Below are 24,574 nucleotides of genomic sequence, written 5' to 3'. Positions count from 1 at the left end.
ATGCCACTTGTGCACGCTTTTCACGGCGTGTCGCGTGCACAAGTGGCATCTCGCGGGAGGGAGGGGGTCAGCGCGCCGTCAGCCGCTTCAGCCGCATCGCCGGGCGCTCGATCAGCAGCCAGCTGGCCCAGGCGAACGGCAGCGTCGCCGCGATCGAGAGCAGCACGTACGCCCCGAGCGGCACGTCCGCGTCGACCAGCGCGAGCGCGAGCAGCTGCTGCACCGGGAACGCGTAGATGTACATCCCGTAGGAGACGTCGTGGGTCGCCCCGAGGCGCCGCAGGGGGAGGCGCGCGCCGAGGGCCAGCATCAGGTAGGCGAGCGGCAGCCCCGCCAGCACCCGGTACAGCCCGCTGGCCACCACCAGCGCGAAGAGGGCGACCGCGAGGAGCGCGAGCGGCAGCGTCAGCGGGATCCGGTCGCGGAAGAGGTGCACGATCGCCCCCGCCAGGAAGTACGCGACGAGCGTCACCGTCTGGTTGAGGGCCGCGGGGAAGGGCACGAGATCGGTGGCCAGCACCCCGGCGACCAGGGTCAGCCCCGCGAAGCCGACGACCACCAGCGGCGCGACCCACCGCCGCGGCACCACCGAGATCAGCACTCCGATCACGAGGTAGCTGACGAACTCGAAGAAGAGGCTCCAGAGCGAGCCGTTCCAGGCCCCCGGGTACGGCACGGAGCCGAGCATTCCGGCGATCCCGTACTCGCGGATGTAGAGGAGCAGGTTCCCGAGCACGAACCGCGCGCCGCCCGCCGCGCTCCACGGGCCGGCGCCGAGCAGCAGCGAGGCGAGCGGCGCGATCGCGAACCCGACGACGAGCAACGAGACGAGGAAGGCCGGGTAGATGCGCAGGAACCGCCGCCAGAGGTAGTCGCCGAGCGAGCGCGAGCGGAGCCGGCTCGCGGTGATCAGGTAGCCGGACGTGACGAAGAAGCCGCCCACCGCCCAGTCGCCCAGATCGGAGTGGCCCAGCCCGGAGCCGCCGCTGCCCCCGGCGCCCGGCGCGTCGCCGTAGCCGCCCAGCGGGAACGAGTGCGACACGATCACCAGCACCGCGAGCCCCAGCCGCAGCGCGTTGATGCTGTTGCTCTGCGGATCGAGCGCGGCCCCGATGCTCAGCCACCGGGTGCTGACCGCGGCCGAGGGCGCCTGCTCCTGCCGCGTCATGCGCACAGCCTGGCGCCCCCCGCCCCCGCCGTCGACCGTCCCCCCGCACCCTGTCGCGAACGGGCGGACCGGACGTCCGGCGGCGCGAGGCGACGCGCGGCGCCATGCCGTCTACCCAGGTAGACGCTTGCTCGGCCACCTTCCTAGACTTATCCTGTGGTGAACGGGACGCGGTCGGCAGCTGATGTGCTCAAGGCGATCCGCAGGAACGCCCGCCGCCGCGGCTGGTCTGTGGTCCAGTTGCCGCGGCGGGGCAAGGGATCGCACTCGATCTGGGTCGTCCTCGATCCCGAGGGCGTCGAGATCGGGCGGGTCGGCCTGACCGGTCACTCGGGCCAGATGTCGCAGACCGTCACGCGCTCGAACGAGAGCGCGCTCGAGCACCTCTTCGGAAAGGGCTGGTTGGACTGATGAACCGCTATCACGTCGTCGTCACGCGCGAGAAGCCGTTCTGGGTGGCGGTCGTGCAGGGGCTCCCCGGAGGAGCCACCGAGTCGCGCTCCCTCGCTCTGCTCGACGGTGAGGTCCGGGATCTCGTCTCGGGGCTGACCGACGTCGATGAGGACACCGTCGAGCTGACCTGGGACTACGGCGCCGCCTTCCCGGAGGACGTGGCGGCCGTCCTGGGGCAGGTGCGGGCGGCGAGGGAGGATCTGGAGCGCAGCCGCGACGAGTACGAGCGCCTGCAGCACGACGCAGTCGCCGGAGTCCGGGGTGAGGGGGTCTCGATGCGGGACGCCGCCGTCCTCCTGAACCTCTCCCACCAGCGCATCTCCCAGATCGCCTCCTGACCCGCCCCCTCCCTCTCCGCGAGATGCCACTTGTGCACGCGACACGCCGTGAAAAGCGTGCACAAGTGGCATCTCGCGGGAGGGGAGAGGGTCAGAGCAGGGCGTCCGTCAGGTGGTCCGGGGTGCCGAAGCGGTGGGCCGTGATCGAGACGGCCTGCTCGCGGAGGAACGGGAGCAGCTCCAGGCGGCCGGACTCGGTGGCCTCGTTCGCGTAGACGGCGAGGTCGGGGCGGCCGCCGGTGACGGACGTCACGGAGGAGGCGTCGGCGCCCAGCAGGCGCACCCGGCCGGCGCCGTGCTCGCGGACGCGTGCCGCGAAGGCCGCCTCGTCCTCGACGGCGACCGCAGTCGCTCCCGCGGCGATGGCCGACACGAGCTGCGGAGGCAGCGCCGTCGCGCTCGAGACCGCTACCCGCGCGCCCGCGGTCGCCGCGGCCACGACCACCTGCACCAGCGAGCCCACCGGCACGCCCTCCGCCAGGCGGATCAGCACCGGGGCGTCGTACGGCAGGTGCCGGAACACGTTCCGCTCGGCGGCCAGCGCGGTGACGTCGCGGGCGGCGCCGGCGGAGTGGGCGAGCGCAGCGCTGCGAGCCGTCCGCTCCACGGCGTCCGCCTCCGCAGCGGGCAGCTCCGCGCGGGCGGCGGCCACGAGCCGACCGACGCGCGGGTCGTCGACCGCGGTGGTGGCGGCCGACGGCGCCGAGGTCCACGACCCCAGCCCGAGCAGGTAGTCCGGCCCGCCGGCCTTCGTCCCCGGTCCGACCGCCGACTTCTTCCAGCCGCCGAACGGCTGGCGCTCGACGATCGCCCCGGTGATGCCGCGGTTGACGTAGAGGTTGCCGGCCTGGATCCCGTCCAGCCAGGTGCCGATCTCGGCGGTGTCGAGCGCGTGCAGGCCCGAGGTGAGGCCGTAGTCGACCTCGTTGACGAGCGCGATCGCGTCCTCGAGCGTCGCCGCGGTCATGATCCCGAGGATCGGGCCGAAGTACTCGGTGCGGTGGTACTCGGAGCCGCGGCGCACGCCGTCGCGGACGCCCGGGCTCCACAGCATGCCGGTGTCGTCGAGCGCGCGCGGCTGCAGCAGCCAGCTCTCGCCCTCGCCTAGGGTCGTGAGCCCGCGCAGCAGCTTGCCCGCGGCGGGCTCGATCACCGGCCCCATCCGGGTCGCCGGATCGGTCGGCAGGCCGACGGTGAGCGAGTCGACCGCGTCGAGCAGCTGCGCGCGGAAGCGCTTGGAGCGCGCGACCGAGCCGACCAGCACGACGAGCGAGGCGGCCGAGCACTTCTGGCCGGCGTGGCCGAAGGCGCTCGAGACGACGTCCTTCACCGCGAGGTCGAGGTCGGCGGAGGGGGTGACGATGATCGCGTTCTTGCCGCTGGTCTCCGCGAGCAGCGGCAGATCGTGCCGGAAGGAGCGGAACAGCTCGGCGGTCTCGTAGGCGCCGGTGAGGATCACCCGGTCGACGGAGGGGTGGGCGACGAGGTCCGCGCCGAGCTCCTCCTCGGGCAGGCGGAGCAGCAGCAGCGCCTCGCGCGGCACGCCGGCGGCCCAGAGCGCCTCGGCCAGCACGGCGCCGCAACGCGCGGTCGGCCCGGCGGGCTTCAGCACCGCGGCCGAGCCGGCGGCCAGCGCGGCGAGCGCACCGCCCGCGGGGATCGCGACCGGGAAGTTCCACGGCGGAGCGACGAGCGTCAGCTGCGCGGGGTGGAAGACCGCCCCGTCGACCGAGTCCAGCTCGCGGGCCCGCTCGGCGTAGTAGTGCGCGAAGTCGATCGCCTCGGAGACCTCGGGGTCACCCTGGTCGATCGTCTTGCCGGCCTCGGCGGCCATCACCTCGAGCAGCTCGCCGCGGCGGGCCTCGAGCTCGTCGCCGGCGCGGTGCAGGATGCGCGCCCGCTCGTCGGCGGGCAGGGCGCCCCACGCGGAGCCGGCGGCGCGGGTCGCGGCGAGGGCCGCCTCCAGCTCGTCGCGGGTGCTGATCGTCGCGGCCTCGATCGCGTCGACCCCGGCGCGGGAGCCGGGCACGCGGGCGAGGATCTCCTGCGCCCAGGCGCGGTTCGCCGCGACGGAGGGATCGGTGTCCGGAGTGCTGCGGAAGTCGCCGAAGCCGGGGCGGCCCGAGGCGGCGAAGCGGTCGGCGACCCGGTGCGCGGGCGGCACCGCGCCGTCGAGCGCGCTGACGGAGGCGCGGAAGCGGGCCTCCTCGCGGGCGAACAGCGCGGGCTGCGCCTCGAGCTCGAACACGGCCGACATGAAGTTGTCGCTCGACGCGCCCTCCTCGAGCCGGCGGATCAGGTAGGCGATCGCGACGTCGAACTCCCCGGGCGAGACGACCGGCGTGTAGAGCAGCAGCGAGCCGACCGTGCGGCGCACCGCCTCCGCCTGGCCCTGCGCCATGCCGAGGAGCATCTCGTACTCGATCCCCTCGCGGACGCCGCGCTCGCCGGCCAGCAGCCAGGAGTAGGCGACGTCGAAGAGGTTGTGCCCGGCGACGCCGACCCGCACGTTCCGGATCCGGTCGGGGTGCAGCGCGTAGTCGATCACGCGCTTGTAGTTGGTGTCCGAGTCCTGCTTCGTCGACCAGGTCGCCAGCGGCCAGCCGTGCACCGACGCCTCGACCTGCTCCATCGGCAGGTTCGCGCCCTTGACCAGTCGCACCTTGATGCCGGCGCCGCCGCGGGCCCGGCGCGCGGCGCTCCACTCCTGCAGCCGGATCATCGCGGAGAGCGCGTCGGGCAGGTAGGCCTGCAGCACGATGCCCGCCTCGAGACCGAGGAACTCGGGCCGGTCGAGCAGGCGGGTGAAGACCGCGATGGTGAGGTCGAGGTCCTTGTACTCCTCCATGTCGAGGTTCACGAACTTCTGCGGCGTCGCGGCGGCGGCGCGGGTGAAGAGCGGCGCGAGCTCCTCGACGATGTCGTCGACCGCGGCGTCGAACGCCCACGGGTTGTGCGGGGCGACGGTGGAGGAGACCTTGATCGAGACGTAGTCGACGTCGTCGCGGGCGAGCAGGCGGTGCGTGCCCTCCAGGCGGCGCTGCGCCTCCTTCCGCCCGAGGACCGCCTCGCCGAGCAGGTTCATGTTGAGCCGGACGCCGTCGCGGCGGATCTTCGCGATCGCCGGGCCGAGGCGCGAGTCGGTCGCGTCGATGATGAGGTGGCCGACCATCTGCCGCAGCACCCGGCGGGCGATCGGCACGACCACGTCCGGCAGCAGCGGGGCCATCGCGCCGCCGAGGGCGACCGCGCCGCGCATCGGGGCGGGCAGGAAGCGCGGGACGCCACCGGCGATCGAGCGCAGCGCCGCGGCGGCGACCTTGGTGTCCTCGGGCCGGACCACGCCGTCGACGAAGCCGACGGTGAAGTCGAGGCCGGTCGGGTCCTTCAGCACGCCGGCGAGCTGGGCGCCGGACGCGTCCACCGGGACGTCGGCGGCGTCGCGCAGCCACTGGCGCACCAGCGCGACGCTGGCGTCGACGAGGCCGGGGTCGACGCTGTCCGCGGCGGGACCGGCGGGTCCGGCGGCGTCGTCGGAGGAGGGGCCGGTGGAGCGGGCAGGCGCTGCGAGATCCGTCATGCCCCCAGTATTCGACGGGGTACCGTTGAGCAGAAGCGACCGTTCCTTACCGGTACCGGTCACTCCTGCTTACTGTTCCTCCGTACCGAATCGAGGTCGCCCGTGCTCGACGTCCGCCGCCTGGTGCTGCTGCGCGAGGTCGCCATCCGCGGCACCCTGGCCGCCGCCGCGGAGGCCCTCGCCTACAGTCCCTCCGCGGTCTCGCAGCAGCTGAGCGTGCTCGAGCGCGAGACCGGCGTCGAGCTGCTGCGCAAGGTCGGGCGGCGGGTGCAGCTCACCCCGCAGGCCGAGATCCTGGTCGCGGCCGCCGGTGAGGTGCTGGCGCTGCTCGAGCGGGCGGAGGCGGCGCTCGCCGCGTCGGGGGAGTCGGTCACCGGGCGGGTGCGGGTCGCGGTCTTCCAGTCGGCGGCGCTCGCGCTGATGCCCGGCGCGCTGCGCTCGATCGCCGAGCGCGCACCCGAGGTGCGGGTGGAGATGGTGCAGCGCGAGCCGGAGGGGGCGCTGCACGAGACCTCCTGGGCGCGCGAGTTCGACCTGGTCGTCGCCGAGCAGTACCCCGGCCACTCCGTGTCCTGGCTGCCGGGCCTGGTGCGCAGCGACCTCACGACCGACGCGATCCGCCTCGCGGTGGGCCGCGACTCCGCGATCCGCGACCTGCGGGGCGCCCGCGACGCCGCCTGGGTGATGGAGCCGCGCGGTACCGCCAGCCGCCACTTCGCCGAGCAGACCTGCCGCGTCGCGGGCTTCGAGCCCGACGTGCGCTTCGAGACCGCGGATCTCCAGGCGCAGATCCGCCTCGCCGCCTCGGGCAACGCGGTCGCGCTGATGCCCGACCTGGTCTGGGCCGGCGGCGAGGCCGACTGCCGACTGCTCGAGCTGCCCGGCCGCCCCCGCCGCACCATCTTCACCGCCCAGCGCGAGGCCCAGCTCGCCTCGCCCGCCGTCCGCGTCTTCCGCGAGTGCCTCGCCGAGATCGCCGCGACCTACGCCTGACCCGCGCGTCCCCCTCCCCTCCGCGAGATGCCACTTGTGCACGCCTTCCTCGGCGTGTCGCGCGCACAAGTGGCATCTCGCGGAGGGCGACAGGGCGTGCGGTCGTCACCAACGGGGGGCGTGCGTCGGAGGGCAGGGGTGCGCTTAGCTGGCGATCGTCGCGGATGACAGCGTTACCACGCCCCCGCGACTCCGTCTTCTGATCGCCATCGAAAGGACCCTGCATGTCCCAGCCCTCCTCCGGCACGCCCGGACCCTCCCGCCGCACCGTGACCACCGCGGCGGCGTGGAGCGCTCCCGTCGCCGCCGCAGTGATCTCCGCGCCCCTCGCCGCCGCCTCCACCGCCGTTCCGTGCTACAGCGCCGTCAACTTCCGCCGGACCAGTAACACCGGCGGCAGCACCGCCGTGCTCCAGGCGGTCTCACCCTCCGGCGCAGTGTCGACCGTCCGGATCACGTCGGTGCTCGCGCCCGGCACCACGACCGAGACCCAGGGCACGAGCTACAACCTGACCCAGGCGGGGATGGGATGGGGAGGGCGCACGACCGACGGTGCCGCGGCCGAGGAGTCCTACTCGTACTGGGGCGCGAAGGCGCTCGTCCTGAATCAGCGCCGCGCAGGTCCGATCACCGAGCTCCCCAGCCCGGGATCCGATGCCCAGACCCTGACCTTCCAGTTCTTCGACCCGCAGGGGCGCGTCTTCGATCCGATCGGCTTCGAGCTCGAGATCGTCGACCTCACCTCCCAGGAGCGTCGAGTGTGGACGCCGACCCACTGGGACACGGTGGGCTTCAGCGTCGCGCCGACCTCGATCGCGAAGGACGGCCTGGTCGACGGTGTCGGTGCAGGCACGATCGCCGACCCGTACCGGCGCGCGACGGGCGAGGCGCCGACCACCTCGTTCTCCAAGACCGACATCTTCTCCTTCGACGCCTTCCCCTCCGGGAGCACGCTCACGTACACCCAGCACGAGGGCAGGCAGGGCTGGCACGCGATCTTCCTCACCGGCCTCAGGTTCCGCGCCGACGACTGCTGACCCTCCGCGAGATGCCACTTGTGCACGCTTTCCACGGCGTGTCGCGCTCACAAGTGGCATCTCGCGGCGCGCGATGGGACCGTGAGCGACATGGGTGCGGACGAGGTGCGGCTGGTCGAGACGACGGCCGACGACGCAGTGTCGGGGCGGCTGTTCGCCGTGCAGGAGGCGGAGATCATGCGGCGCTACGGCGGCGACGACCCGGGGCCGAGGCCGCCCGCGGACGCGCCGACGCTGCTGCTCCACATCGGGGTGGACGTCGTCGGCTGCGTCGCGCTCGCCGCCGAGGGCGAGGTCGGCGAGATCAAGCGGATGTTCGTGACCGAGGCGGCGCGCGGCCGCGGTCACAGCCGCGTCCTCCTCGCGGGAGTCGAGGAGCTCGCCGTCCGCCACGGCGTGACGCTGCTCCGCCTCGTCACCGGCATCGAGCAGCCCGAGGCGATGGCGCTCTACAGCAGCTCGGGCTACGAGCTCATCCCCGGCTTCGGCTACTGGGGCGACGAGCCGGCGACCCGCTGCTACGCGAAGCGTCTCGATCCGACGGTGCCCTCCGGCTGAGCCCTTTCGATCCCTAGCGCCCGCGCGACTGCGGTCGTGGCGACGTCCTGCGCCGCACCGCAGCGGGACGCAGAGATGAGGGATGCTTGGTTTCGCCGCGGCCTCGCGACGGCTTCCTCTCAAGACAGGACGTGACCGATGCCCGTGCCTCCTCCCGCCTTCTCCGGACCCTCCCGTCGTGCGGTGGCCGCGAGCGCAGCCTGGAGCGTCCCCGTCGTCGCTGCGGCCGTGGCGGCTCCGCTCGCCTCCGCATCGCCCGTCTTCTGCCGCAGTGCGACGATGTTCACGAGGTCCACGGTCGCGAGCAACCCCACCGTGCTCTCGGCGGTTTCGACCACCGGAGTCCCCTCGACCGTCCGGATCACGTCCGTTCTCGCGCCCGGCACGACGACCGAGACCGAGGGGCAGAGCTTCAACCTGACTCGGGACACCGTCGTCTGGTCCGGTTTCGCCGAGCGCCGATCGTCGTACGAGGCGCAGGGACGCGGCGGCTGGGTGCCCGGGTCGCTCGTCCTGAATCAACGCCGCGCGGGGTCGACGGCGGGGACTCCGACGGCTGGCTCGCCCGCGCAGACGCTCATGGTGGAGTTCTTCGACAAGGACGGACGGCCGTTCGCTCCTGTCGGCGCCGAACTCACGTTCTCCCACATCGACTCGAGAGCCGCACCCTCGGCGCCGTGGTTCGTGAGCTCGTGGGACACCGTCGGATTCAGCACGCCGCCCGTTTCGATCTCGTCGAGAGGAGGTTCCGCCGGTACGGGCGCGGGAACCGTCGCCGACCCCTTCCGCCGAGCGACAGGAGACGAGCCCGCCGGCGGAGAGCCCCTCTTCGACACCTTCGCCTTCGACGTCCTCCCCTCCGGAAGCACTTTCGTCTGCGGTCAGCACGAGGGCCGGCAGGGCTGGCAGTCTCTCGCGCTGAGCGCGCTCAGCTTCCGCTCCACCGACTGCTGACCCGGCCGACGACAGTCGCTCAGAGCTTGGCGAGCTTCGCGCGGGCGATCAGGAAGCCGCCGTACATCACGAGGCCGGCGCCGATGACGGTGAGCGCGATGGTCCCGTAGGGCGGGACGTCGAGGAAGCGCAGGGCGCCGTCGAGGCCGGTCGCCCGCCGGGCGTCGCCGGTGATCGCGGCGACGACGAAGAGGCCGCCGGCGATGCCGAGGGCGATGCCCTTCGAGACGTAGCCGGCCGCGCCGAGGATCAGCACGGCCGTGCCGCGCCGCCCTGCGGGGATCCGCACGAGCTTGCGGAAGCCGCGGCGCACGCCGATGGCGACGAAGCCGATCCCGCTGCCGAGGACGATCCCGCCGACCAGCGTCAGCACGATCGCTCCCGCCGGCCGAGCCAGCAGGTCGGTGCTGATCGCGCGGATGGTGGCGGAGGAGCTCGTCGACCCGCCGAGCGCGAAGACCAGCGTCGTCCCGGCCAGCGCGAGCGCCGCGAAGCCCTTGCCCGACTCCACGATCCGCCGCCCGAGGCGCTTCGCGCGGCTCGGATCGCTCGAGCGGCTCTGGAAGGAGAGCTGCCAGAGCCCGAGCGCGACGAGCGCGACCAGCGCCGCCCAGACGACGACGAGTCCGGCCGGCGTCTCGGCCAGGCGCGCGATCGCGCCGGAGGGATCCGCCTCCTGCGTCGTCTCGTCCCCGAACGCGACCCGCAGCGAGAGTCCGCCGATCAGCAGATGCACCACGCCGTTGACGGCGAAGCCGAGGCGCGCGAGGCGCCGGAATCGCCGCGTCCGGACCCCCGAGCGCGGCGTCGGCACGCTCACTGTGGACACCGGACCAGCCTCTCACGCGTCCACCCCTGTCCCGCGGCGCCCCGGCGGCGGTGGAATGGAGTCCTGCCCGCGCCGATCCCACCGATCGCGCCTGCCGCGGGCGCCCTCGAGGAAGAAGGACCGCATGACCACCTGGCTCATCACCGGCTGCTCCACCGGACTCGGCCGCGCGCTCGCGACCGCCGTCCTCGCCCACGGCGACCGCGCCGTCGTCACCGCGCGCGACGTCGACTCCGTCCGCGACATCGCCGAGGCGCACCCCGACTCCGCGCTCGCCCTGGCCCTCGACGTGACCGACGACGCGCAGGTCGCCGCCGCGGTCGACGCCGCCGAGGAGCGCTTCGGCGGGATCGACGTGCTCGTCAACAACGCGGGCTACGGCTACCGCGCGGCGGTGGAGGAGGGTGAGGAGGCCGCGGTGCAGCAGCTCTTCGACACCCAGCTCTTCGGCACCGTCCGCACGATCAAGGCGGTCCTGCCCGGGATGCGCGAGCGCCGCTCCGGCACGATCGTCAACCTGTCCTCGATCGGCGCGCGCATCTCGCCGGAGGGCTCGGGCTACTACGCCGCGGTGAAGGCCGCGATCGAGGCGCTCACCGAGTCGCTGCGCAAGGAGGTCGCGCCGCTGGGCATCCGGGCGTTCTCGGTCGAGCCGGGCGGCTTCCGCACCGACTTCGCCGGCCGCTCGCTCACCCAGTCGTCGCAGCCGATCGCGGACTACGCCGAGACGGCGGGCAAGCGCCGCAAGGAGCACGACACCGTGCACGGCACCCAGAAGGGCGACCCGGCGAAGGCGGCGACCGCGCTGATCGAGGCCGTGGAGTCGGCCGCCCCTCCGTCGATCCTGCTGCTCGGCAACGACGCGTCGGACGCCTTCCGCGCAGTGCTCGACTCCCTCCGCTCCGACGTCGACGCGTGGGAGCCTCTCAGTCGCGGCACGGACTTCGCCGACGGGGAGTGAGGGCCGGGGCGCCGGTGGGCTCGAGCCGGCGTCCCGCTGCTGAGCACCGCCTAGGGAGCAGCGGCGAACCGACGTCCCGCGCCAGACGTGAGGAGGATTCGTCTTTGTGGGATGTCGAACCTACGCTGCCGTGTCGGGCAGTCGGTCCTCGCCTGTCCACTCCTCCTCTGGAACGGATCCGCCATGTCCCCTCTCTCGTCCGACCCGACTCACTCCTCCGGTCCCACCCGTCGCTCCGTCACGGCGGGCGCGCTCTGGAGCATCCCCGTGATCAGCGCGGCGGTCGGGGCTCCCCTCGCCGCCGCGTCGATGACTCCGGCCACCGACCCGCTGCCCTGCACGAGCGTGACGATGTTCACGCAGTCGAGCGTGTCGCTGAATCCGCTGACCCTCACCGCGACCTCGCCCACCGGAACGACGTCCACGGTCCGGATCACCTCGGTCCTGGCGCCGGACACCACGACCACGCCCACGGTCGACGGCACGAACTACAACCTGACCCAGGACGGCACGGTGTGGTACGCCGGTGGATCCTCGGACTTCGCCAACGAGGCGCCGTCGCGCATCTTCGAACCCGGGGTGCTCCTCCTGAACCAGCGCCGCGCCGGGCAGGCGTCGTCGTCGGACGTGAGGGTCCCGGAGGTGCCGACGCCGGGGCCCGATGCGCAGACGCTGATCTTCGAGTTCTTCGATGCGGCCGGGAAGCCGTTCGACCCGGTGGACGTGCAGCTCACCTTCCTCGACATCAGCTCGAGCGCGCACAGCGAGACGCTCTACTGGGCCACGAAGTGGTGGTCGACCGTCGGCTTCAGCGTCGCGCCCACCTCGATCTCCTCGCGGGGCGGAGACGCGGGAGTCGGCGCCGGGACGATCGCCGACCCCTTCCGACGCGCCACCGAGTTCGAGCCGAATCTCACGCGCGGGCCCCGCTACGACACCTTCACGTTCCGCTCCTTCCCCTCGGGCAGCTCGCTCGTCTACAGCCAGCACGGCGGCTACCAGGGCTGGCACAGCAGCGCGATCACGGGGCTCGGCTTCGGCTCCCGCGACTGCTGAGCGCGATCGCCGCCGCCACGTCGGCGGAGGCGCACCACGCGATCGCGAGGCGCCACAGCGGCCGGCCGCTCGACGGGCACGGCCGCCGCTCTGCTCGTGCCTGCGGGCTTCCTGCTGATCGAGCAGCCCGCGGAGCGGGCGCATCGAGATCCCGCGCCGGTGCCCGCGCCCCTCAGACGCCCCAGTTGACGAACGGCGCGAGCAGGCGCGAGACGGTGACCTCGTCCTCGGCGATCGCGCCCACCGTGTTGGTCAGCTCGTGGCCCTCGAGGGTGCCGACGGGGGTCGTGTCGAAGAGGAAGGTGCCGAGGGAGCCGCCGTTCGCGCTGTCCGGGTGCTCGGCCACCACCTCGGCGGTCGCGTCACCCACTGCGACTCCGCCCAGGGTGCTGATGGCGACATCACCGACCGTGGCGGCGGTGGCCTCGAGGAGGAAGTCCGGCTCGGGGTAGGTGAGCTCCGGTCCGCCCGCGTCGTAGACGTCGGTGTCCTTGAGGACGAAGCCCGGCCAGCTGTAGGCGCGGCTGCGGTAGCCCTCGTAGGGGACGTCGTCCGACTCGGCGGGCTCGCTGCCGAACGCGTCGGTCAGCGCGGCGACGACGCCCGTGCCGTTGCGGTACTCCCAGGTGCCCAGCTGAGCGCCCTCCGCGTCCACCAGCGAGAACGAGGTCGGCCCGATCAGCAGGCTCGCGGCGACAGCGGGCGCGGGCGTGGGTGTCGGCGTCGGCGTCGGAGTCGGCGTCGGAGTCGCGGTGACCGTAGCGGTAGCGGTAGCGGTAGCGGTAGCGGTGGCTGTCGCCGTCTCGGCGGGCTGCGCGATGGGATCGCCGGCGGGAACGCACCCGCTCAGCCCGGCGACCACGCCGACGACGAGAACAGCGCGCAGGAGCGTGCGAGACGGAACGAGCATGGTGGCGGAACCCCCGGAGAGCGGACGACGGGAGCACGATCCGTCCCCCTCCGCCATCCTCCGATGCGACGGGCCTCGCCGGGTACGCGATCCGATAACGATCCGCAGCCGGCGATCCGTGCCGTCGCGGAGGTCGGTCGCGGGGATCAGCCGCGGAGGGTGTGCGCCGCCTTCTCGAGGTCGTCCGCGCGGCGAGCCGGCTGGTCCGCGGCGTCCTCCTCGAGCCGCTCGAACTCGACGCGCTGGATGCGGTTCACCGCGACGACGCTGTACTGCCCGTGACCGCGGACGACGGGCAGGAACTGCCGCGTCTCGAGATCGTGGGCGAGCCGATGGCGGTCGCCGTGGAACGTGCAGAGGTGCGGCGTCTGCTCGGGGTCGTCGACCAGGTAGAGCACCAGCCGGAGTGCGGGCATCGTTCCCTCTCGCAAGACGTGTGATGGAGCCTGTGCCCAGCGTGACAGGAGCAGTGACACAGAACGAGTCGTTCCCAGCTGATCACTGACCCCCCTTCTGCGGGATCGGGCGAGTGCCCTCGTCGTCACCGACGGGGCGCCTCGTCACTTCGTGCCCCCGGAACGACGAGTGCCACGGATGCGGCCGCCACCCGTGCGGGGCGAGAGGATCGGCGGCGTCCACCGCCGTCGCCACCACCTCTGAGGAGTCCCGTGCCCACTCGACCGCACCGTCCCACTCGACACGATCGACCCGCCCGCCCGAGGATCGCGAGTGCTGCCGCCTCCGCCGTCCTGCTGGCCGGGCTGCTCGGCTCCGCCGCGACGGACGCGCACGCGAGCGAGGCGGCGCCCGCGGCGTCGGCCACCCCCGCGGCCTCCGCCACCCCCGCGGCCCAGGCCGCGCTCGCCGAGGAGAACCCGAAGATCTCCGGCACGATCACCGGCGAGTTCGAGACGGGCACCGGGAAGCCCGTCGGGCTGGGCTCGACGGTGCACTGGACCGCGCGCCTCACCAACAGCGGTGACGTGCCGCTGCGCGGGGTGCATCTCGGCGACCTCCTCGGAGGGGCGGATCTGCCCGTCGGCGGGACGGTGACCCTGACGACGCAGACCACCGTCGGCGAGGACGACCTGCAGACCGGGGCCGTCATCGTTCTCATCGAGGCGTCGGGGACCACCCCGCAGGGCGTCACCGTCTCCAAGTCCCTGAACGGCGGACTCACCCTCCCGGGCGAGCATCCGCACCTGTCCGGCGAGCTGACCGGGGTCTTCGAGCAGGTGCCGGTGGTGCCCGGGACGATCGTGACCTGGACGGTGCCCGTGACCAACACCGGCGACGTGCCCCTGCGCTTCGTGCACCTGGGTGATCTGCTGGGCGGCGCCGACCTCGCCGTCGGGCAGACGACGGTGATGAGCGTGCAGAGCACGGTCACCCAGGAGGACCTGAACCGGGGCTCCGCCGGCCTCGCGACCGAGGTCTCCGGCCTCAGCCCGAAGGACTTCCGCGTGGTCCACCGTCTCTCGGACACCCTCCCGATCCCGAAGACGCCGGTGGTGCCGGCCGTCCCGCTGACGCCGGCCACGACCGTCCGTCCGGCCGTCCCGCTGGAGCCGTCCACGACCGTGCAGCCGGCCGTGCCGCTCGAGCCCGCGTCGACCGTGCAGCCGGCCGTCCCGGTGCAGCCGTCCTCGACGGTCGTTCCGGCGAAGGCCGTGAACCGCACGGCAGCGCTCGCGGAGACGGGCTCGCCCGCCGGCGCCGTTCTCCCGATCTCCGGCGTCCTGCTCCTGGCCGGCGCGACGCTCCTCCTCACCGCCCGCCGCCGCCGCACCGCGTAGGCCACCCCTCCGCGAGATGCCACTTGTGCACGCGACACGCCGATGGCGGCGCGCACAAGTGGCATCTCGCGCGAGGGAGGCGTCAGTCGAGGTCGAGGCTCCCGAAGTACGCGGCGAGGAAGACGCCCATCGCCGTCGCGCCGAGGACCGCGCCGCGACCCTCGCCTCTCGACCTGCGGCGCGGCAGGGCGGCCAGCCCGGCGGCCAGATTGCCCGCACTCCACACCGCGTTCGCGAGCGGCGACGACAGCCCGCGCCCCGGCGGCGTGGCGAACGGCGAGGGGAATCTCCGCCCCTGCAGCGCCGCGACGCCGTGCGGCACCGCGTTGATGAGCAGCACCCCGGCGAGAGCGCTCCTGGCGATCCGGCCGGCGCGAACGGAACTCGTCATGACGCTTCCTCCTTCAGACGTGGATCCCCGAAGCCTCCCTCGCCCCCTCCCGCGAGATGCCACTTGTGCACGCGACACGCCGTGAAAAGCGTGCACAAGTGGCATCTCGCGGCACGGCGTCAGGCCGGCGCGTGCACCAGCGCCGAGATGCGGCGCTTGCACTCGTTGAACTCCGGCGCCGTCACGTCGCGCTCGCCGGGCAGGTCGACCGTCACGATCTCGCTGATGTGCCCGGGCACCCCGTGCGAGGCGCCGCCGGTCATCACCACGACGCGGTCGGCGAGGTAGACCGCCTCCTCGATCGAGTGCGTCACGAACAGCACGGTCGTACCCGTCTCGCGGTGGATCCGCTTGAGCTCGACCTGCAGATCGGAGCGGGTGAGCGCGTCGAGCGCACCGAACGGCTCGTCCATCAGCAGCACAGACGGCTCGTTCGCGAGCACCCGCGCGATCGCGACGCGCTGCTGCATGCCGCCGGACAGCTCGCCCGGGAAGCGGTCGGCGAATCGGGTCAGCCCCACCGCCTCGATGAAGCGGTCGGTCACCTCCGCCGCGGCCGCCTTGGCCAGCTTCTTGCGCCGCGGCCCATAGGCCACGTTCTCGCGCACGCTCAGCCAGGGGAAGAGCCCGTAGTCCTGGAAGACCACGCCGCGATCAGGCCCGGGCGCGGAGACGGCCCGGCCGCCGACCTCGACGACGCCCTCCGTCGCCTCCTCGAACCCGGCGAGGATGCGCAGCAGCGTCGACTTGCCGCAGCCGCTCGCGCCGACCACGGCGACGAACTCGCCCGAGCGGATGTCGAGCGAGACGTCGGCCATGGCGAGCACGCCGCCGCCGGCGGTGTCGTAGCGCTTCACCAGGTCGAGTACGTGGACGTCCGCGGTGCGAGCGGGGGCGGCGGAGGGGGCGGAGTGCGTCATCGGGTCCTCACTTGACGAGCGGCCGGCGGCCGAAGAGCACGCGGAACAGGAGCAGGAGCAGCCTGTCGGAGGCGAAGCCCGCGATCGCGATGCAGATCATCCCGACCACGATCAGGTCGGTGCGCACCACGTCGCGCGCCAGGAAGATCGTCGAGCCGAGGCCCGTGCTCACCCCGGTCGTCTCGCTGAGCACCAGCACGACCCAGGCGAGGCCGAGGCCGATGCGCATGCCGTTGACGATCGCGGCGGCGGAGGCGGGCAGGACGACCCGCACGAGCACGCCTCCTCGCGACGTGCCGAGCATCCGCGCCGCCTCGATCAGCCGCGGCGGCACCTGGCGCGCGCCGCTGATCGTGCCGAGCACGATCGGGAAGAACGCCGAGAGCGTGATCAGGAAGATCGACGCCTGGTCGCCGTAGCCGATCAGCAGCGCCACCAGCGGCACCCACGCCGTCGCCGGAACCGGCCGGAACAAGTTGATGAACGGATCGAACAGCGAGTTGATCGCGTAGTAGCGGCCCATCAGCACGCCGAGCGGCACCGCGAGCACCGTGGCGAGCGCGAAGCCGCCGAAGACGCGGCCGGCGCTCGCCGCCAGGTCGGTCCAGAGCAGCCCGCTGAACGCGTCGTTCCGCAGCCCCGCGACGGCGTAGTCGATCAGCGAGACCAGCACGTCGCCCGGGTAGGGCAGGAAGGCCATCCGGATGCCGAACGGCAGCTCCCACTCGCCCGCCCGCCCGAACTGCCAGAGCAGCAGGAACAGGATCGGGACGGGCAGGCCGAGCAGGAAGGGCGTCCAGCCGCTGCGCCCGGGGCGGCGCCGGCGCTTGACGGTCGCGAGCCGCTCGGTGGCGGTCGCCGCCTCCGCGGGGCGGGTCGTGGTGGTCATCGGGCGACCGCTCAGGCCGCGGGCGCGAACGTCGTGTCGACGACGTCCTCGATCGCGGGCGCCGAGTCGATGAAGCCGAGCTCCTGCATCTGCGTCGCGAGCGCGCCGAGCTGGCCCTGGTACTCCTCGCTGAGGTCGGAGCGGAGCCAGAAGTTCTCCAGCGCCGACTCGAGCACCTCCTGGTCGCCGCCGAACTCGGCGATCATGTCGGGCAGCCACTCGTCCACGTTGTCGGCCATGTACTCGGTCGTCGCGGCGTGCGTGTCGACGACCTTCTGCACGACCTCCGGCTGCTCCTCGATCATCGCGCCGGTGGTGACCAGGCCGATGTTGACCCGGCCGATCGGCGTCGCGTAGGGGTCGGCGATCTCGGTGCCGCCGGCGGCCTCCGCGATCGAGACGCCGATCTCCACGCCGAAGAACGCGTCGATCGAGCCGCTGGTGTACGCGGACGCCATCTCGGGCACCGGGATCGTGATCAGCTCGAGGTCGTCGTCGGTGAGCTCGGCCTGGTCGAGGTAGTAGCGAAGCGCGACCTCCTGGGCGCTGCCCTGGATGTAGCCGACCTTCTTGCCGGCCAGGTCCTCGACGGAGGAGATGCCCTCGCCGCCGAGGAAGCCCGAGCCGCCGTCCGCGGCGGACGCGACGATCTTCAGGTCCCGGTCCTGCGCGATCGAGGCGATGGTCGGGGTGACGCCCGAGATCGCGAAGTCGATCGTCCCGGCGACCAGGGCGTCGCTGAGCGCGGGCGTGGTGTCGAGGGTGATCACCTCGAACTCGACGCCCTCCTCCGCGAACTGCTCGTAGAGGAACGGCTGGTAGAAGTGCGGCTGGCCGCGCAGGGTGCCGACGGTGACGGTGACGGTCTCGCCGCCGCCGTCCGAGGCGGCGTCGCTCGCTCCGGAGCACGCGACGAGCGGGAGGGCGACGGCGAGCGCCGCGCCGAGGGCGAGGGCGCGGCGGGCAGCGCGGGTGGACGACCGGGAGAAGGGCATGCGGGCTCCATCGGGTGAGGGGTGTCCCCCCACTCAACCCCGCCCATATGCTGTGCGGTTTCTGAGGCGTTTCCGATGTGTTAAGTCCCCTGATCCCCCTCGCGAGATGCCACTTGAGTACGCGACACGCCGACGAAAGCGTGCACAAGTGGCATCTCGCGGGAGGGAGGAGGCCCGCCTACGCCGCGAGGAAGCGGTCCGCCGTGCGGAGCGCGAGCGCCATCGTCGCGAGCGCCGGGTTGGCGATCACGGCGCTCGGGAAGACCGAGTTGTCGCAGACGAACAGGTTCGGCACGTCGAAGCTGCGGCCGTCGCCGTCGACGACCGCGTCGTCCGGGTCGGTGCCCATCCGGCAGGTGCCGAGCGTGTGCGCCGTGCGGGCGATCACCCGGGTGCTGCGCGCGCCCGCCGCCTCGACGATCGCGGTCATCGTCCGGATCGCGTGCTGGTCGATCGCCTCCTCGTTCGAGCCCGGCGAGAAGGTGATGCGCGCCTTCGGCACCCCGTGCTCGTCGAGCTCGTCGGTCAGCACGAGCCGGTTGTCGTCCGAGGGCAGGCACTCCGCGTTGATGCCGACGCCCGCCAGGAAGCGGTAGTCGTCCAGCGCCGCCATCAGCGATGGCCCCCACAGCCCGGCGCCGCGGACGAACGAGGTCGCCTGGGTGAGCGGCATGGTGCCGAGACTCTGGATCAGGTAGCCGCCGGCGAAGTCCGCGTCGGCCGGACGCACGGTGTCCTCGGTGATCACGGAGGAGGGGTAGCCGCGGTAGCCGCGCATCTCCTCGTCGAAGGTGCCCCAGACCTGGGTCGCGCCGTGCGCGAGGAAGTTGCGCCCGACGAGCCCGCTGCTGTTCGCGACGCCGGTGTGCAGGAGCAGCCGCGGCGTCTCCACGCCGCCCGCGCAGAGGAAGAGGGCGGAGCAGCGCTGCCGGCGCTCGACCCCCTCCGAGGTGTAGACGACGGCGCTGACCCGGCCGGCCGCGTCCAGCTCGATGCCGTGCACGAAGGACTCGGCGCGGATCTCCGCCCCGTCGCGCACCGCGAGCGGCAGATAGGACGTGTCCATGCTCCCCTTGGCGCCGGTGCGGCAGCCCTGGTGGCACTGGCCGCAGTTGCGGCAGGAGGCGCGCTCGCCGTGCGCCTCCTGGTCCCGCCCCGCGCTGAGGACGGCGGCGGGGGCGTCGGTGGCGCGGATCCCGAGGGCCGCGCAGCCGCGCAGCATCATCTCGGCGGAGGCGTTGCGGTCCACCGGCGCCTGCAGGTAGCGGCGCGAGGGGTCCCACGGGTAGTCGGCCGGCCCGGAGACGCCGATCGTGGCCTCCGCGCGCTCCAGGTAGGGGAGCAGCTCGGCGTGCGTCACGGGCCAGTCGCGGCCGAGGCCCGACTCGGTCCGCAGCAGCAGGTCGCGCGGGTCGGGGCGCGGGGTGAACGCGCCCCAGTGCAGGGTGGAGCCGCCGACGCCGCGGCCGCTGTTGTTCGGTCCGAACGCGGTGGGGGTGCTGCCGCCGCTGAGGCGCTCCTCCATCCAGTTGATCTCGGTCGCCTCGGTCTCGTCGGCGGTGAAGGTCAGCGGATCGAAGTGCGGTCCGGCCTCCAGCGCGACGACCCGCAGGCCCCGCGCGGCGAGGGTCGCGAGGATCGGGGCGCCGCCGGCGCCGGTGCCGATCACGACGGCGTCGACGACCTCGTCGGGGGAGTAGCGGCGCATGGTCGCGGTGTTCATCGGTGGCTCCTCGTGCTCTGCTGCGAAGTGAGGGGCTCCCAGGTGTCGTGCTCGCCGGCGGCGAGGGCGGTGAAGCCGAGGAGGGGGAGGACGTCGCCGCCGGTCGCGAAGCCGTCGAAGCCGATGCGGGCGAGGCTCGCGGGGTGCGCGAGCCACACCCGGACCAGGTCGTTGCGGCAGTCCTCGAACCAGGCCTTCGCCTGCTCCGCGCTGAACGCGCCGAGCGGCTCCGTGCCCAGCGCCTCCAGTCGCGCGTCCTGCTCCTCGGGGGAGAGGCCGTCGACTCCGGCGAGCGCGTCGAGGCCGAGGCGGTAGGCCTCGGGGTCGCTCGGCAGGTCGGCGTTGCGCCAGCCGTCGCCGCGGCCGGCCGCGAGCTGGGCGTCGACGCGGGCGGCGAGGTCGATCCGGCCGGGGGCGGCGCTGTCGCCGCTGTCCTGCGGAACCACCCGGTCCGCGACGGCGCGCAGCGTCGTCAGCTGGGCGGGAGTGAGCGCCTTCGGCGCGTACGCCGGGTCGTCCGCGAGCAGGCGCTCGGCGAAGAGTGCGCGGATCCGGGAGGTGGTGCGGCTGGAGCGGATCGACTCCGCGGCGTCGGCGGGCACGGCCGGTCCGGTGCCGGCCTCGTCGCTCCAGAAGGCGCGGATCGCCACGGCGACCTCGACCGGCCGCTCGATCGGCAGCAGGTGCCCGGCGCCGGGCAGCTCGATCAGGCGGGCGCGCGGGTAGGTCCGGGCGTTGGTCGCGCGCTGGCCGTCGGCGCCGAGGTCGCCGTCCGCGCCGCCCGCGATCAGCAGGGCGGGCAGGACGCCGAGGGCATCGGCGAGGTCCGTGCGGTCCTCGCGGCTGCCGGTCTCCAGCCAGTCGCGCCAGGCGGCGGGAGAGGAGTGGAGCAGGTCGGCGAGCGCCTGCCGCTCCAGGGCGGCGGGCAGGGCGCCGCCGATGTTCTGCTCGAGGAAGGTACGCGCGTGCTCCTCGTCGAGGGGGCCGTCGGCGACCCAGCCGAGCATCTCGCTCCGCTTCTCCTCGGGCATCGGCTCGGGTGAGAGCGGCGAGCCGGCCAGCAGCACGACCCCCGCGAGCCCGAAGAGTCCGGAGCGGCCGGACAGCGTGCGCGCGGCCACCAGAGAGGCGACCTTCCCGCCCATGCTGTGCCCGACGAGCAGCCAGCGCGTCGCGCCGTGCTCGCGGATCGTGCGGATCACTGCGGTCGTCATCGCCTCGAGGGAGATGTCGGCGGCGTCGCGCGCGTCGCCGAAGCCGGGCAGATCGATCGCCACCACCTCCGCCGAATCGGCGAGCTCGCGGGCGAGCGGATCGAAGAGGCGGCCGCTGAGGCCGAGCCCGTGCAGGGCGAAGATCGTCGGCCGGCTCGCGGTCGTGGGCATGCAGGTCCTGTCGCATCGGGGGAGGCGCCCGAGCGGCTGCGTCCGGCCTCCATGCGACCACAGCGCGGAAACCCGCGTTGCCACTTGCGGGCGACCCGCGTTCGTGCCTCCGACGTGGCGCGGAACGACGCGAAATACGCGATCGTTGATATGCTCGCCGCATGCGCACGGAAACCGGAGACCTGCTGATCGAAGCGCGATCGCGGGCCGGACTGCATCAGAGCGAGGTGGCGGAGCGAGCCGGAGTCGCCCAGAGCATGATCAGCGCCTACGAGAGAGGCGCGCGCGAGCCGACCCTCCCGACGCTTCGTCGCCTCCTCTCCGCTGCAGGCTTCACCCTCGACCTCTCGCTCGAGCGGAGCGCCGCACCGGCTGCGGCGCTCTCGGGGCCTGTCGGGCGGCAGGTCCTGCGCCACCGTGCCGAGCTCCGCCGGGCGCTGCGCCGTCGCGGCGTCGCCGATGCGCGGATCTTCGGATCCGCTGCCCGCGGAGACGACCGCCCGGACAGTGACCTCGATCTCCTCGTGACGATCCCAGCCGGTCTCGGCGTCCTCGGTCTGGCAGCCCTCGAGCGCGAGCTCAGCGAGATCCTCGGCGCTCCCGTCGACCTCGTCCCCGAGCAGGGGCTCAAGGAGCATGTGCGCCGCGCCATCGAGACGGACCTGACGCCGCTGTGAGCAGAGAGCCGCGCCATCGTCTGGCCGACATCGCTGCCGCTGCCGCGGCGATCCGAGCGCACCTCGACCGCGGTGGACTCGATGACGGTCTGGTGTTCGATGCCGTGAGGATGCGCCTCGTCGAGATCGGCGAGGCCGTCAAAGATCTTCCGCAGAGTCTCCTCGAGACGGAACCGGAGGTGCCCTGGCGAGATGTCGCCGGGATGCGCGACAGATTCGCGCACCGCTACTTCGACACCACGCACGCCATTCTTGCGGCGACGGTGACCACGGAACTGCCCGCGCTCGAGGCCGCGGTCCGGCGCCTGCGCGAGCGCGCATCCGAGGACTGACGGCTGCTCGAGCTCACGCGCCCTCACCCAGCGGGAACACCAGCAGCGTCGACGTGGCCGTCGCGACCAGGCGTCCCTGCGCGTCCGTCACCCTCGCCTCGGCGAACGCCACGCGGCGGCCGGGCTTCACGACCGTGCCGACCGCGAGCAGCTCGCCGCTGTCCTGGTGCAGGCCGCGGAGGTAGCTGACGGTGAGGTCGAGCGAGGTGTAGCCGACGCCGGCCGGCAGCGTCGACTGCACGGCGCAGCCCGCCGCCGAGTCGAGCACCGTGCAGACGAAGCCGCCGTGCACCCGCCCGATCGGGTTGTAGTGCGACTCGTCGGGCGAGCAGCGGAACTCCACCCGGCCCTCGTCCACCGCGCCGAGGTCCATGTTCATCAGCGTGATGATCGGCGGCGGCGGGATCGTCCCGTCCTTCATCGCACGCAGGTAGTCCAGCCCGCTCATCCGCATCGCCGCGGCCGCCCCCGCCATCGGATCGTGCCAGGTCACCGTCTTGCTGCGCAGCTCGTCCATGCCCACTCCCTCGTGAAGACTCCGGCGGCGGCCACCGGCCGCGCTCGCACCCTACGCGCGTCGGCCCTCCGCGCGTCGGCGCAGCGTCTCGAGGAGGGCGGCCGGGGTCTCGGGATCGCTGAGGCTGATCGCGAACTCGCTGCCGCGGGTGGTCGTCACGACGAGCCCCGGGCCGGCGCGGAGGATGAGGGCCGAGCGCCCGGGGGACATCCGGTAGCCCCAGCCGCCCCACTCCGACGGCCGCAGCGCGGCGGTGCTCACCGAGGCCATCGACGCCAGCGGGATCCGCCGCAGCGGGATCCCGAGCGCTTTCGACACCACGCGCAGCCCGCGGCGGTCGGCCGTGACGCGCAGCCGGGTGAAGCCGAGCATCACGACGGCGCTCGCCCCGAGCACGATCGCCATCGCGATCGCCGGTCCCGTGTCGCCGGTGGCGACCAGCCCCGGGACCGCGGCCGCGGCGATGAGCAGCAGCACCACTCCCGTGATCGCGAACACCCGCCCGGTGACGGTGTGCGACCAGGCGCCGGTCTCCTCGCGGCCGAGCGGCAGCCGGTCGACGGCGACCCGCGGCGCGTGCCGGGTGGGCGGGGCGATCAGCGCCGGCACCACCGCGAACAGCCCGCCCCCGAGGAGCGCGAGCAGCCAGGCACCGAGCACGGCACCCTCCGCCGACCCCGCGGCGAGCGTCGTCCCGACCGACGTCGCCCAGGCGCCGGCACCGAGACCGGCGACCAGCCCGAGTCCGCCGAGCAGGAGGCGCGGGGCGCGGCCGAGTGCCGCGGCGACGAGTCCGGCGACGGCGGGTACCCCCGCCAACAGCAGTGCCAGCCGGAGGAGGACCGCGACGGGCTGCGCCTCGTCGGCGGCGCCGGTGCTCGACCAGTGCGAGGCGAGCACGGGCGGGAGCCGGTCGCCGAGGACGGCTTGCGACACGAGGATCGCCGAGGCGGGGAGCAGCAGCGACGCGGCGGCGACGAGCGTGCGCGGGCTGCGGTCGGTGGAGGTGGAGCCGGAGGTGGTCACAGTGCGGTCCTCTCGAGAAGGCGGATGACGTCCGCGCGGCTGATGCCGCTGCGGCGGGCCTCGGCGACGAGCTGCTCGACGAGGGCGGTGACGCGCACGAGGCCGGGTCCGGCCGACTCCGCGACCCAGGCGCCCCGCCCCCGCCGCATCTGCAGGAGGCCGTCGTCGCGGAGCGCGCCGTACGCGCGCAGCACGGTGTGCATGTTGATGCCGAGGGAGTCGGCGAGCTCGCGCGCCGGAGGCAGGCGGTCGCCCGCCGAGAGCTCGCCCGACGCCACTGCGGCGCGCACCTGCGACTCGAGCTGGTCGGCCAGCGAGCGGGGCGAGGAGTGATCGACGCGCAGGAACATGTTCGCCATGTTAGTAGAACAATGCACGTTCGAACCAGAGCGCTAGCGTGAGGAGCACAGCCCGCGAGAGGGGAACCCGATGACAGCTCCGTCCACCGTCCCTGCGTCTGCCGCCTCGCGCGCGGCCACGCTGCGGCTCGCCGGCCTCTTCGTGGCGGCGGCGGGCCTGCTCGACGTCGTGTTCCTGTTCGCCCCGGTCGGCTCCGGATCCTCGCTCGCGGCGCGCGCCGTCGTGCTCCTGGGGGCGGGCCTGCTCGCGGCCGCCGCGTCGGTCCTCGCACGCGGGGCCGACTCGAAGGGCGGGCTGGTCGGTCCGACCGGCGCGACCGCGCTCATCGTCTTCGCGGTGCTGATCGTGCTGCGGCCGATCGTGTCCTGGTCCTCGCCGAGCACGACGGGCTCGACGTCCACGCCCGAGATGATCGCCGCCTCGACGCTCGTGCTCACCCTGGCCGTGCTCACCCTGGCCGCCGGAGTGGTGGGGCTCGTCGCGCTCGGGCGCTCCCGCACCGTCCCGCGGCGGGTGGTGGTGATCCCCGCGGTCGCCGTGGCCGTGAACGCCGCCGGAGGATTCGCCACGACCGTCCCGCTGCTGGTCACCGCGACACCGTCGCAGGGGCTGCTGATCGGGATCTCGATCGTCGCCTCGATCGCCGGGTCGCTCGTGATCCTCGCCACCGGAGTCTTCTGGCTGCTCGCCGCCCGCTCGATGGTCCGCGCGGGCTGACCGGCGCCT

26 protein-coding genes are annotated in these 24,574 nt (G+C 73.3%); 12 read left to right on the top strand and 14 right to left on the bottom strand.

The genetic code is table 11. From position 1 onward, the window contains the following. Positions 1-67 precede the first annotated feature (67 nt). On the bottom strand, positions 68-1,168 hold the full coding sequence (locus HQQ86_RS06675; protein WP_173287290.1) for an acyltransferase: 1,101 nt from the start codon (positions 1,166-1,168) through the stop codon (positions 68-70). A gap of 156 nt (positions 1,169-1,324) precedes the next feature. Between HQQ86_RS06675 and HQQ86_RS06670 the strand changes: the two genes are divergently transcribed. Together HQQ86_RS06670 and HQQ86_RS06665 are read left to right on the top strand one after the other, a co-directional pair. After that, positions 1,325-1,579, top strand: coding sequence for a hypothetical protein (locus tag HQQ86_RS06670; RefSeq protein ID WP_216844936.1), 255 nt, complete (start codon positions 1,325-1,327; stop codon positions 1,577-1,579). Next, positions 1,579-1,959, top strand: a complete 381-nt coding sequence (locus HQQ86_RS06665; protein WP_173287289.1) for a MerR — start codon at positions 1,579-1,581, stop codon at positions 1,957-1,959. The genes HQQ86_RS06670 and HQQ86_RS06665 overlap by 1 nt, the downstream gene beginning before the upstream one ends. A gap of 91 nt (positions 1,960-2,050) precedes the next feature. Here HQQ86_RS06665 and HQQ86_RS06660 read toward each other — a convergent pair whose 3' ends face one another. Next, positions 2,051-5,539, bottom strand: a complete 3,489-nt coding sequence (locus HQQ86_RS06660) for a bifunctional proline dehydrogenase/L-glutamate gamma-semialdehyde dehydrogenase (protein ID WP_173287288.1) — start codon at positions 5,537-5,539, stop codon at positions 2,051-2,053. Positions 5,540-5,641: 102 nt separating this feature from the next. Between HQQ86_RS06660 and HQQ86_RS06655 the strand changes: the two genes are divergently transcribed. The 4 genes from HQQ86_RS06655 (at position 5,642) to HQQ86_RS06640 (ending at position 9,081) form a co-directional block, all read left to right on the top strand. Beyond that, on the top strand, positions 5,642-6,532 hold the full coding sequence (locus HQQ86_RS06655; protein ID WP_173287287.1) for a LysR substrate-binding domain-containing protein: 891 nt from the start codon (positions 5,642-5,644) through the stop codon (positions 6,530-6,532). 224 nt (positions 6,533-6,756) lie between these two features. After that, on the top strand, positions 6,757-7,569 hold the full coding sequence (locus HQQ86_RS06650) for a hypothetical protein (RefSeq protein ID WP_173287286.1): 813 nt from the start codon (positions 6,757-6,759) through the stop codon (positions 7,567-7,569). A 90-nt stretch (positions 7,570-7,659) separates the two neighbouring features. Continuing rightward, positions 7,660-8,127: a GNAT family N-acetyltransferase gene (locus tag HQQ86_RS06645; protein WP_254071950.1), complete on the top strand. Its 468-nt coding sequence runs from the start codon at positions 7,660-7,662 to the stop codon at positions 8,125-8,127. Positions 8,128-8,310: 183 nt separating this feature from the next. Continuing rightward, a complete protein-coding gene (locus HQQ86_RS06640; protein WP_173287284.1) occupies positions 8,311-9,081 on the top strand; it encodes a hypothetical protein in 771 nt (256 codons plus the stop codon). Positions 9,082-9,100: 19 nt separating this feature from the next. On the opposite strand, the gene HQQ86_RS21970 is transcribed toward HQQ86_RS06640, so the two are convergent. Then, positions 9,101-9,910, bottom strand: coding sequence for a DUF1206 domain-containing protein (locus tag HQQ86_RS21970; RefSeq protein WP_173287283.1), 810 nt, complete (start codon positions 9,908-9,910; stop codon positions 9,101-9,103). 124 nt (positions 9,911-10,034) lie between these two features. Between HQQ86_RS21970 and HQQ86_RS06630 the strand changes: the two genes are divergently transcribed. Together HQQ86_RS06630 and HQQ86_RS06625 are read left to right on the top strand one after the other, a co-directional pair. After that, on the top strand, positions 10,035-10,871 hold the full coding sequence (locus HQQ86_RS06630) for an oxidoreductase (RefSeq protein WP_173287282.1): 837 nt from the start codon (positions 10,035-10,037) through the stop codon (positions 10,869-10,871). 183 nt (positions 10,872-11,054) lie between these two features. Then, positions 11,055-11,927: a hypothetical protein gene (locus HQQ86_RS06625; protein WP_173287281.1), complete on the top strand. Its 873-nt coding sequence runs from the start codon at positions 11,055-11,057 to the stop codon at positions 11,925-11,927. Positions 11,928-12,099: 172 nt separating this feature from the next. Here the strand turns inward: HQQ86_RS06625 and HQQ86_RS06620 are convergent, their stop codons facing one another. Both HQQ86_RS06620 and HQQ86_RS06615 read right to left on the bottom strand, forming a co-directional pair. After that, a complete protein-coding gene (locus HQQ86_RS06620) occupies positions 12,100-12,837 on the bottom strand; it encodes a hypothetical protein (protein ID WP_173285425.1) in 738 nt (245 codons plus the stop codon). Positions 12,838-12,983: 146 nt separating this feature from the next. Then, positions 12,984-13,253: a hypothetical protein gene (locus HQQ86_RS06615; protein WP_173287280.1), complete on the bottom strand. Its 270-nt coding sequence runs from the start codon at positions 13,251-13,253 to the stop codon at positions 12,984-12,986. Between the two features lie 252 nt (positions 13,254-13,505). Between HQQ86_RS06615 and HQQ86_RS06610 the strand changes: the two genes are divergently transcribed. Next, positions 13,506-14,633 (top strand): hypothetical protein, encoded by a 1,128-nt coding sequence (locus tag HQQ86_RS06610; protein ID WP_173287279.1) that lies wholly within the window; start codon positions 13,506-13,508, stop codon positions 14,631-14,633. An 82-nt stretch (positions 14,634-14,715) separates the two neighbouring features. Here HQQ86_RS06610 and HQQ86_RS06605 read toward each other — a convergent pair whose 3' ends face one another. The 6 genes from HQQ86_RS06605 to HQQ86_RS06580 all read right to left on the bottom strand — a co-directional run bounded on the left by HQQ86_RS06605 (position 14,716) and on the right by HQQ86_RS06580 (position 20,936). Next, entirely contained in the window at positions 14,716-15,024 is a 309-nt protein-coding gene (locus tag HQQ86_RS06605; protein ID WP_173287278.1) for a hypothetical protein, read from the bottom strand. 119 nt (positions 15,025-15,143) lie between these two features. Then, entirely contained in the window at positions 15,144-15,944 is an 801-nt protein-coding gene (locus tag HQQ86_RS06600; protein ID WP_173287277.1) for an ABC transporter ATP-binding protein, read from the bottom strand. 7 nt (positions 15,945-15,951) lie between these two features. Then, positions 15,952-16,833 carry an ABC transporter permease gene (locus HQQ86_RS06595; RefSeq protein ID WP_173287276.1) on the bottom strand — a complete coding sequence of 294 codons (882 nt, stop codon included), beginning with the start codon at positions 16,831-16,833 and terminating at the stop codon, positions 15,952-15,954. An 11-nt stretch (positions 16,834-16,844) separates the two neighbouring features. Continuing rightward, positions 16,845-17,828, bottom strand: coding sequence for an ABC transporter substrate-binding protein (locus HQQ86_RS06590; protein WP_173287275.1), 984 nt, complete (start codon positions 17,826-17,828; stop codon positions 16,845-16,847). A 178-nt stretch (positions 17,829-18,006) separates the two neighbouring features. Next, a complete protein-coding gene (locus HQQ86_RS06585) occupies positions 18,007-19,551 on the bottom strand; it encodes a GMC family oxidoreductase (protein WP_173287274.1) in 1,545 nt (514 codons plus the stop codon). Further along, positions 19,548-20,936: an alpha/beta hydrolase gene (locus HQQ86_RS06580; protein WP_173287273.1), complete on the bottom strand. Its 1,389-nt coding sequence runs from the start codon at positions 20,934-20,936 to the stop codon at positions 19,548-19,550. Before HQQ86_RS06580 ends, HQQ86_RS06585 begins: the two co-directional genes overlap by 4 nt. Before the next feature lie 161 nt (positions 20,937-21,097). Here HQQ86_RS06580 and HQQ86_RS06575 point away from each other — a divergent pair, with 161 nt between their 5' ends. Both HQQ86_RS06575 and HQQ86_RS06570 read left to right on the top strand, forming a co-directional pair. Beyond that, the gene (locus HQQ86_RS06575; RefSeq protein WP_173287272.1) at positions 21,098-21,613 is read left to right on the top strand and encodes a nucleotidyltransferase domain-containing protein; all 516 of its coding nucleotides are present in this window, start codon (positions 21,098-21,100) and stop codon (positions 21,611-21,613) included. Next, complete coding sequence (locus tag HQQ86_RS06570) at positions 21,610-21,945, top strand: HepT-like ribonuclease domain-containing protein (protein WP_173287271.1); 336 nt, start codon at positions 21,610-21,612, stop codon at positions 21,943-21,945. Before HQQ86_RS06575 ends, HQQ86_RS06570 begins: the two co-directional genes overlap by 4 nt. Positions 21,946-21,958: 13 nt before the next feature. Here the strand turns inward: HQQ86_RS06570 and HQQ86_RS06565 are convergent, their stop codons facing one another. The 3 genes from HQQ86_RS06565 to HQQ86_RS06555 are packed head-to-tail and all read right to left on the bottom strand — an operon-like array spanning position 21,959 to position 23,838. Beyond that, positions 21,959-22,462 (bottom strand): PaaI family thioesterase, encoded by a 504-nt coding sequence (locus HQQ86_RS06565; RefSeq protein WP_173287270.1) that lies wholly within the window; start codon positions 22,460-22,462, stop codon positions 21,959-21,961. Between the two features lie 51 nt (positions 22,463-22,513). Beyond that, entirely contained in the window at positions 22,514-23,488 is a 975-nt protein-coding gene (locus tag HQQ86_RS06560; RefSeq protein ID WP_173287269.1) for a hypothetical protein, read from the bottom strand. Then, the gene (locus tag HQQ86_RS06555; protein ID WP_173287268.1) at positions 23,485-23,838 is read right to left on the bottom strand and encodes a GntR family transcriptional regulator; all 354 of its coding nucleotides are present in this window, start codon (positions 23,836-23,838) and stop codon (positions 23,485-23,487) included. Before HQQ86_RS06555 ends, HQQ86_RS06560 begins: the two co-directional genes overlap by 4 nt. A gap of 79 nt (positions 23,839-23,917) precedes the next feature. Between HQQ86_RS06555 and HQQ86_RS06550 the strand changes: the two genes are divergently transcribed. Next, on the top strand, positions 23,918-24,565 hold the full coding sequence (locus HQQ86_RS06550) for a hypothetical protein (protein ID WP_173287267.1): 648 nt from the start codon (positions 23,918-23,920) through the stop codon (positions 24,563-24,565). The last annotated feature ends 9 nt before the right edge of the window (positions 24,566-24,574 follow it).

The sequence above is a fragment of the Rathayibacter sp. VKM Ac-2857 genome, from assembly GCF_013205025.1.
Classification (GTDB): domain Bacteria; phylum Actinomycetota; class Actinomycetes; order Actinomycetales; family Microbacteriaceae; genus Rathayibacter.
This window is presented reverse-complemented; position numbering and strand designations above follow the sequence as displayed.

Bases quoted from the DNA above. Each gene is read 5' to 3' on its own strand.
- HQQ86_RS06675 (WP_173287290.1), bottom strand. From the start codon at position 1,168: ATGACGCGGCAGGAGCAGGCGCCCTCGGCCGCGGTCAGCACCCGGTGG.
- HQQ86_RS06665 (WP_173287289.1), top strand. From the start codon at position 1,579: ATGAACCGCTATCACGTCGTCGTCACGCGCGAGAAGCCGTTCTGGGTG.
- HQQ86_RS06660 (WP_173287288.1), bottom strand. From the start codon at position 5,539: ATGACGGATCTCGCAGCGCCTGCCCGCTCCACCGGCCCCTCCTCCGAC.
- HQQ86_RS06650 (WP_173287286.1), top strand. From the start codon at position 6,757: ATGTCCCAGCCCTCCTCCGGCACGCCCGGACCCTCCCGCCGCACCGTG.
- HQQ86_RS06645 (WP_254071950.1), top strand. From the start codon at position 7,660: ATGGGTGCGGACGAGGTGCGGCTGGTCGAGACGACGGCCGACGACGCA.
- HQQ86_RS06630 (WP_173287282.1), top strand. From the start codon at position 10,035: ATGACCACCTGGCTCATCACCGGCTGCTCCACCGGACTCGGCCGCGCG.
- HQQ86_RS06625 (WP_173287281.1), top strand. From the start codon at position 11,055: ATGTCCCCTCTCTCGTCCGACCCGACTCACTCCTCCGGTCCCACCCGT.
- HQQ86_RS06620 (WP_173285425.1), bottom strand. From the start codon at position 12,837: ATGCTCGTTCCGTCTCGCACGCTCCTGCGCGCTGTTCTCGTCGTCGGC.
- HQQ86_RS06615 (WP_173287280.1), bottom strand. From the start codon at position 13,253: ATGCCCGCACTCCGGCTGGTGCTCTACCTGGTCGACGACCCCGAGCAG.
- HQQ86_RS06605 (WP_173287278.1), bottom strand. From the start codon at position 15,024: ATGACGAGTTCCGTTCGCGCCGGCCGGATCGCCAGGAGCGCTCTCGCC.
- HQQ86_RS06600 (WP_173287277.1), bottom strand. From the start codon at position 15,944: ATGACGCACTCCGCCCCCTCCGCCGCCCCCGCTCGCACCGCGGACGTC.
- HQQ86_RS06595 (WP_173287276.1), bottom strand. From the start codon at position 16,833: ATGACCACCACGACCCGCCCCGCGGAGGCGGCGACCGCCACCGAGCGG.
- HQQ86_RS06590 (WP_173287275.1), bottom strand. From the start codon at position 17,828: ATGCCCTTCTCCCGGTCGTCCACCCGCGCTGCCCGCCGCGCCCTCGCC.
- HQQ86_RS06585 (WP_173287274.1), bottom strand. From the start codon at position 19,551: ATGAACACCGCGACCATGCGCCGCTACTCCCCCGACGAGGTCGTCGAC.
- HQQ86_RS06580 (WP_173287273.1), bottom strand. From the start codon at position 20,936: ATGCCCACGACCGCGAGCCGGCCGACGATCTTCGCCCTGCACGGGCTC.
- HQQ86_RS06575 (WP_173287272.1), top strand. From the start codon at position 21,098: ATGCGCACGGAAACCGGAGACCTGCTGATCGAAGCGCGATCGCGGGCC.
- HQQ86_RS06565 (WP_173287270.1), bottom strand. From the start codon at position 22,462: ATGGACGAGCTGCGCAGCAAGACGGTGACCTGGCACGATCCGATGGCG.
- HQQ86_RS06555 (WP_173287268.1), bottom strand. From the start codon at position 23,838: ATGTTCCTGCGCGTCGATCACTCCTCGCCCCGCTCGCTGGCCGACCAG.
- HQQ86_RS06550 (WP_173287267.1), top strand. From the start codon at position 23,918: ATGACAGCTCCGTCCACCGTCCCTGCGTCTGCCGCCTCGCGCGCGGCC.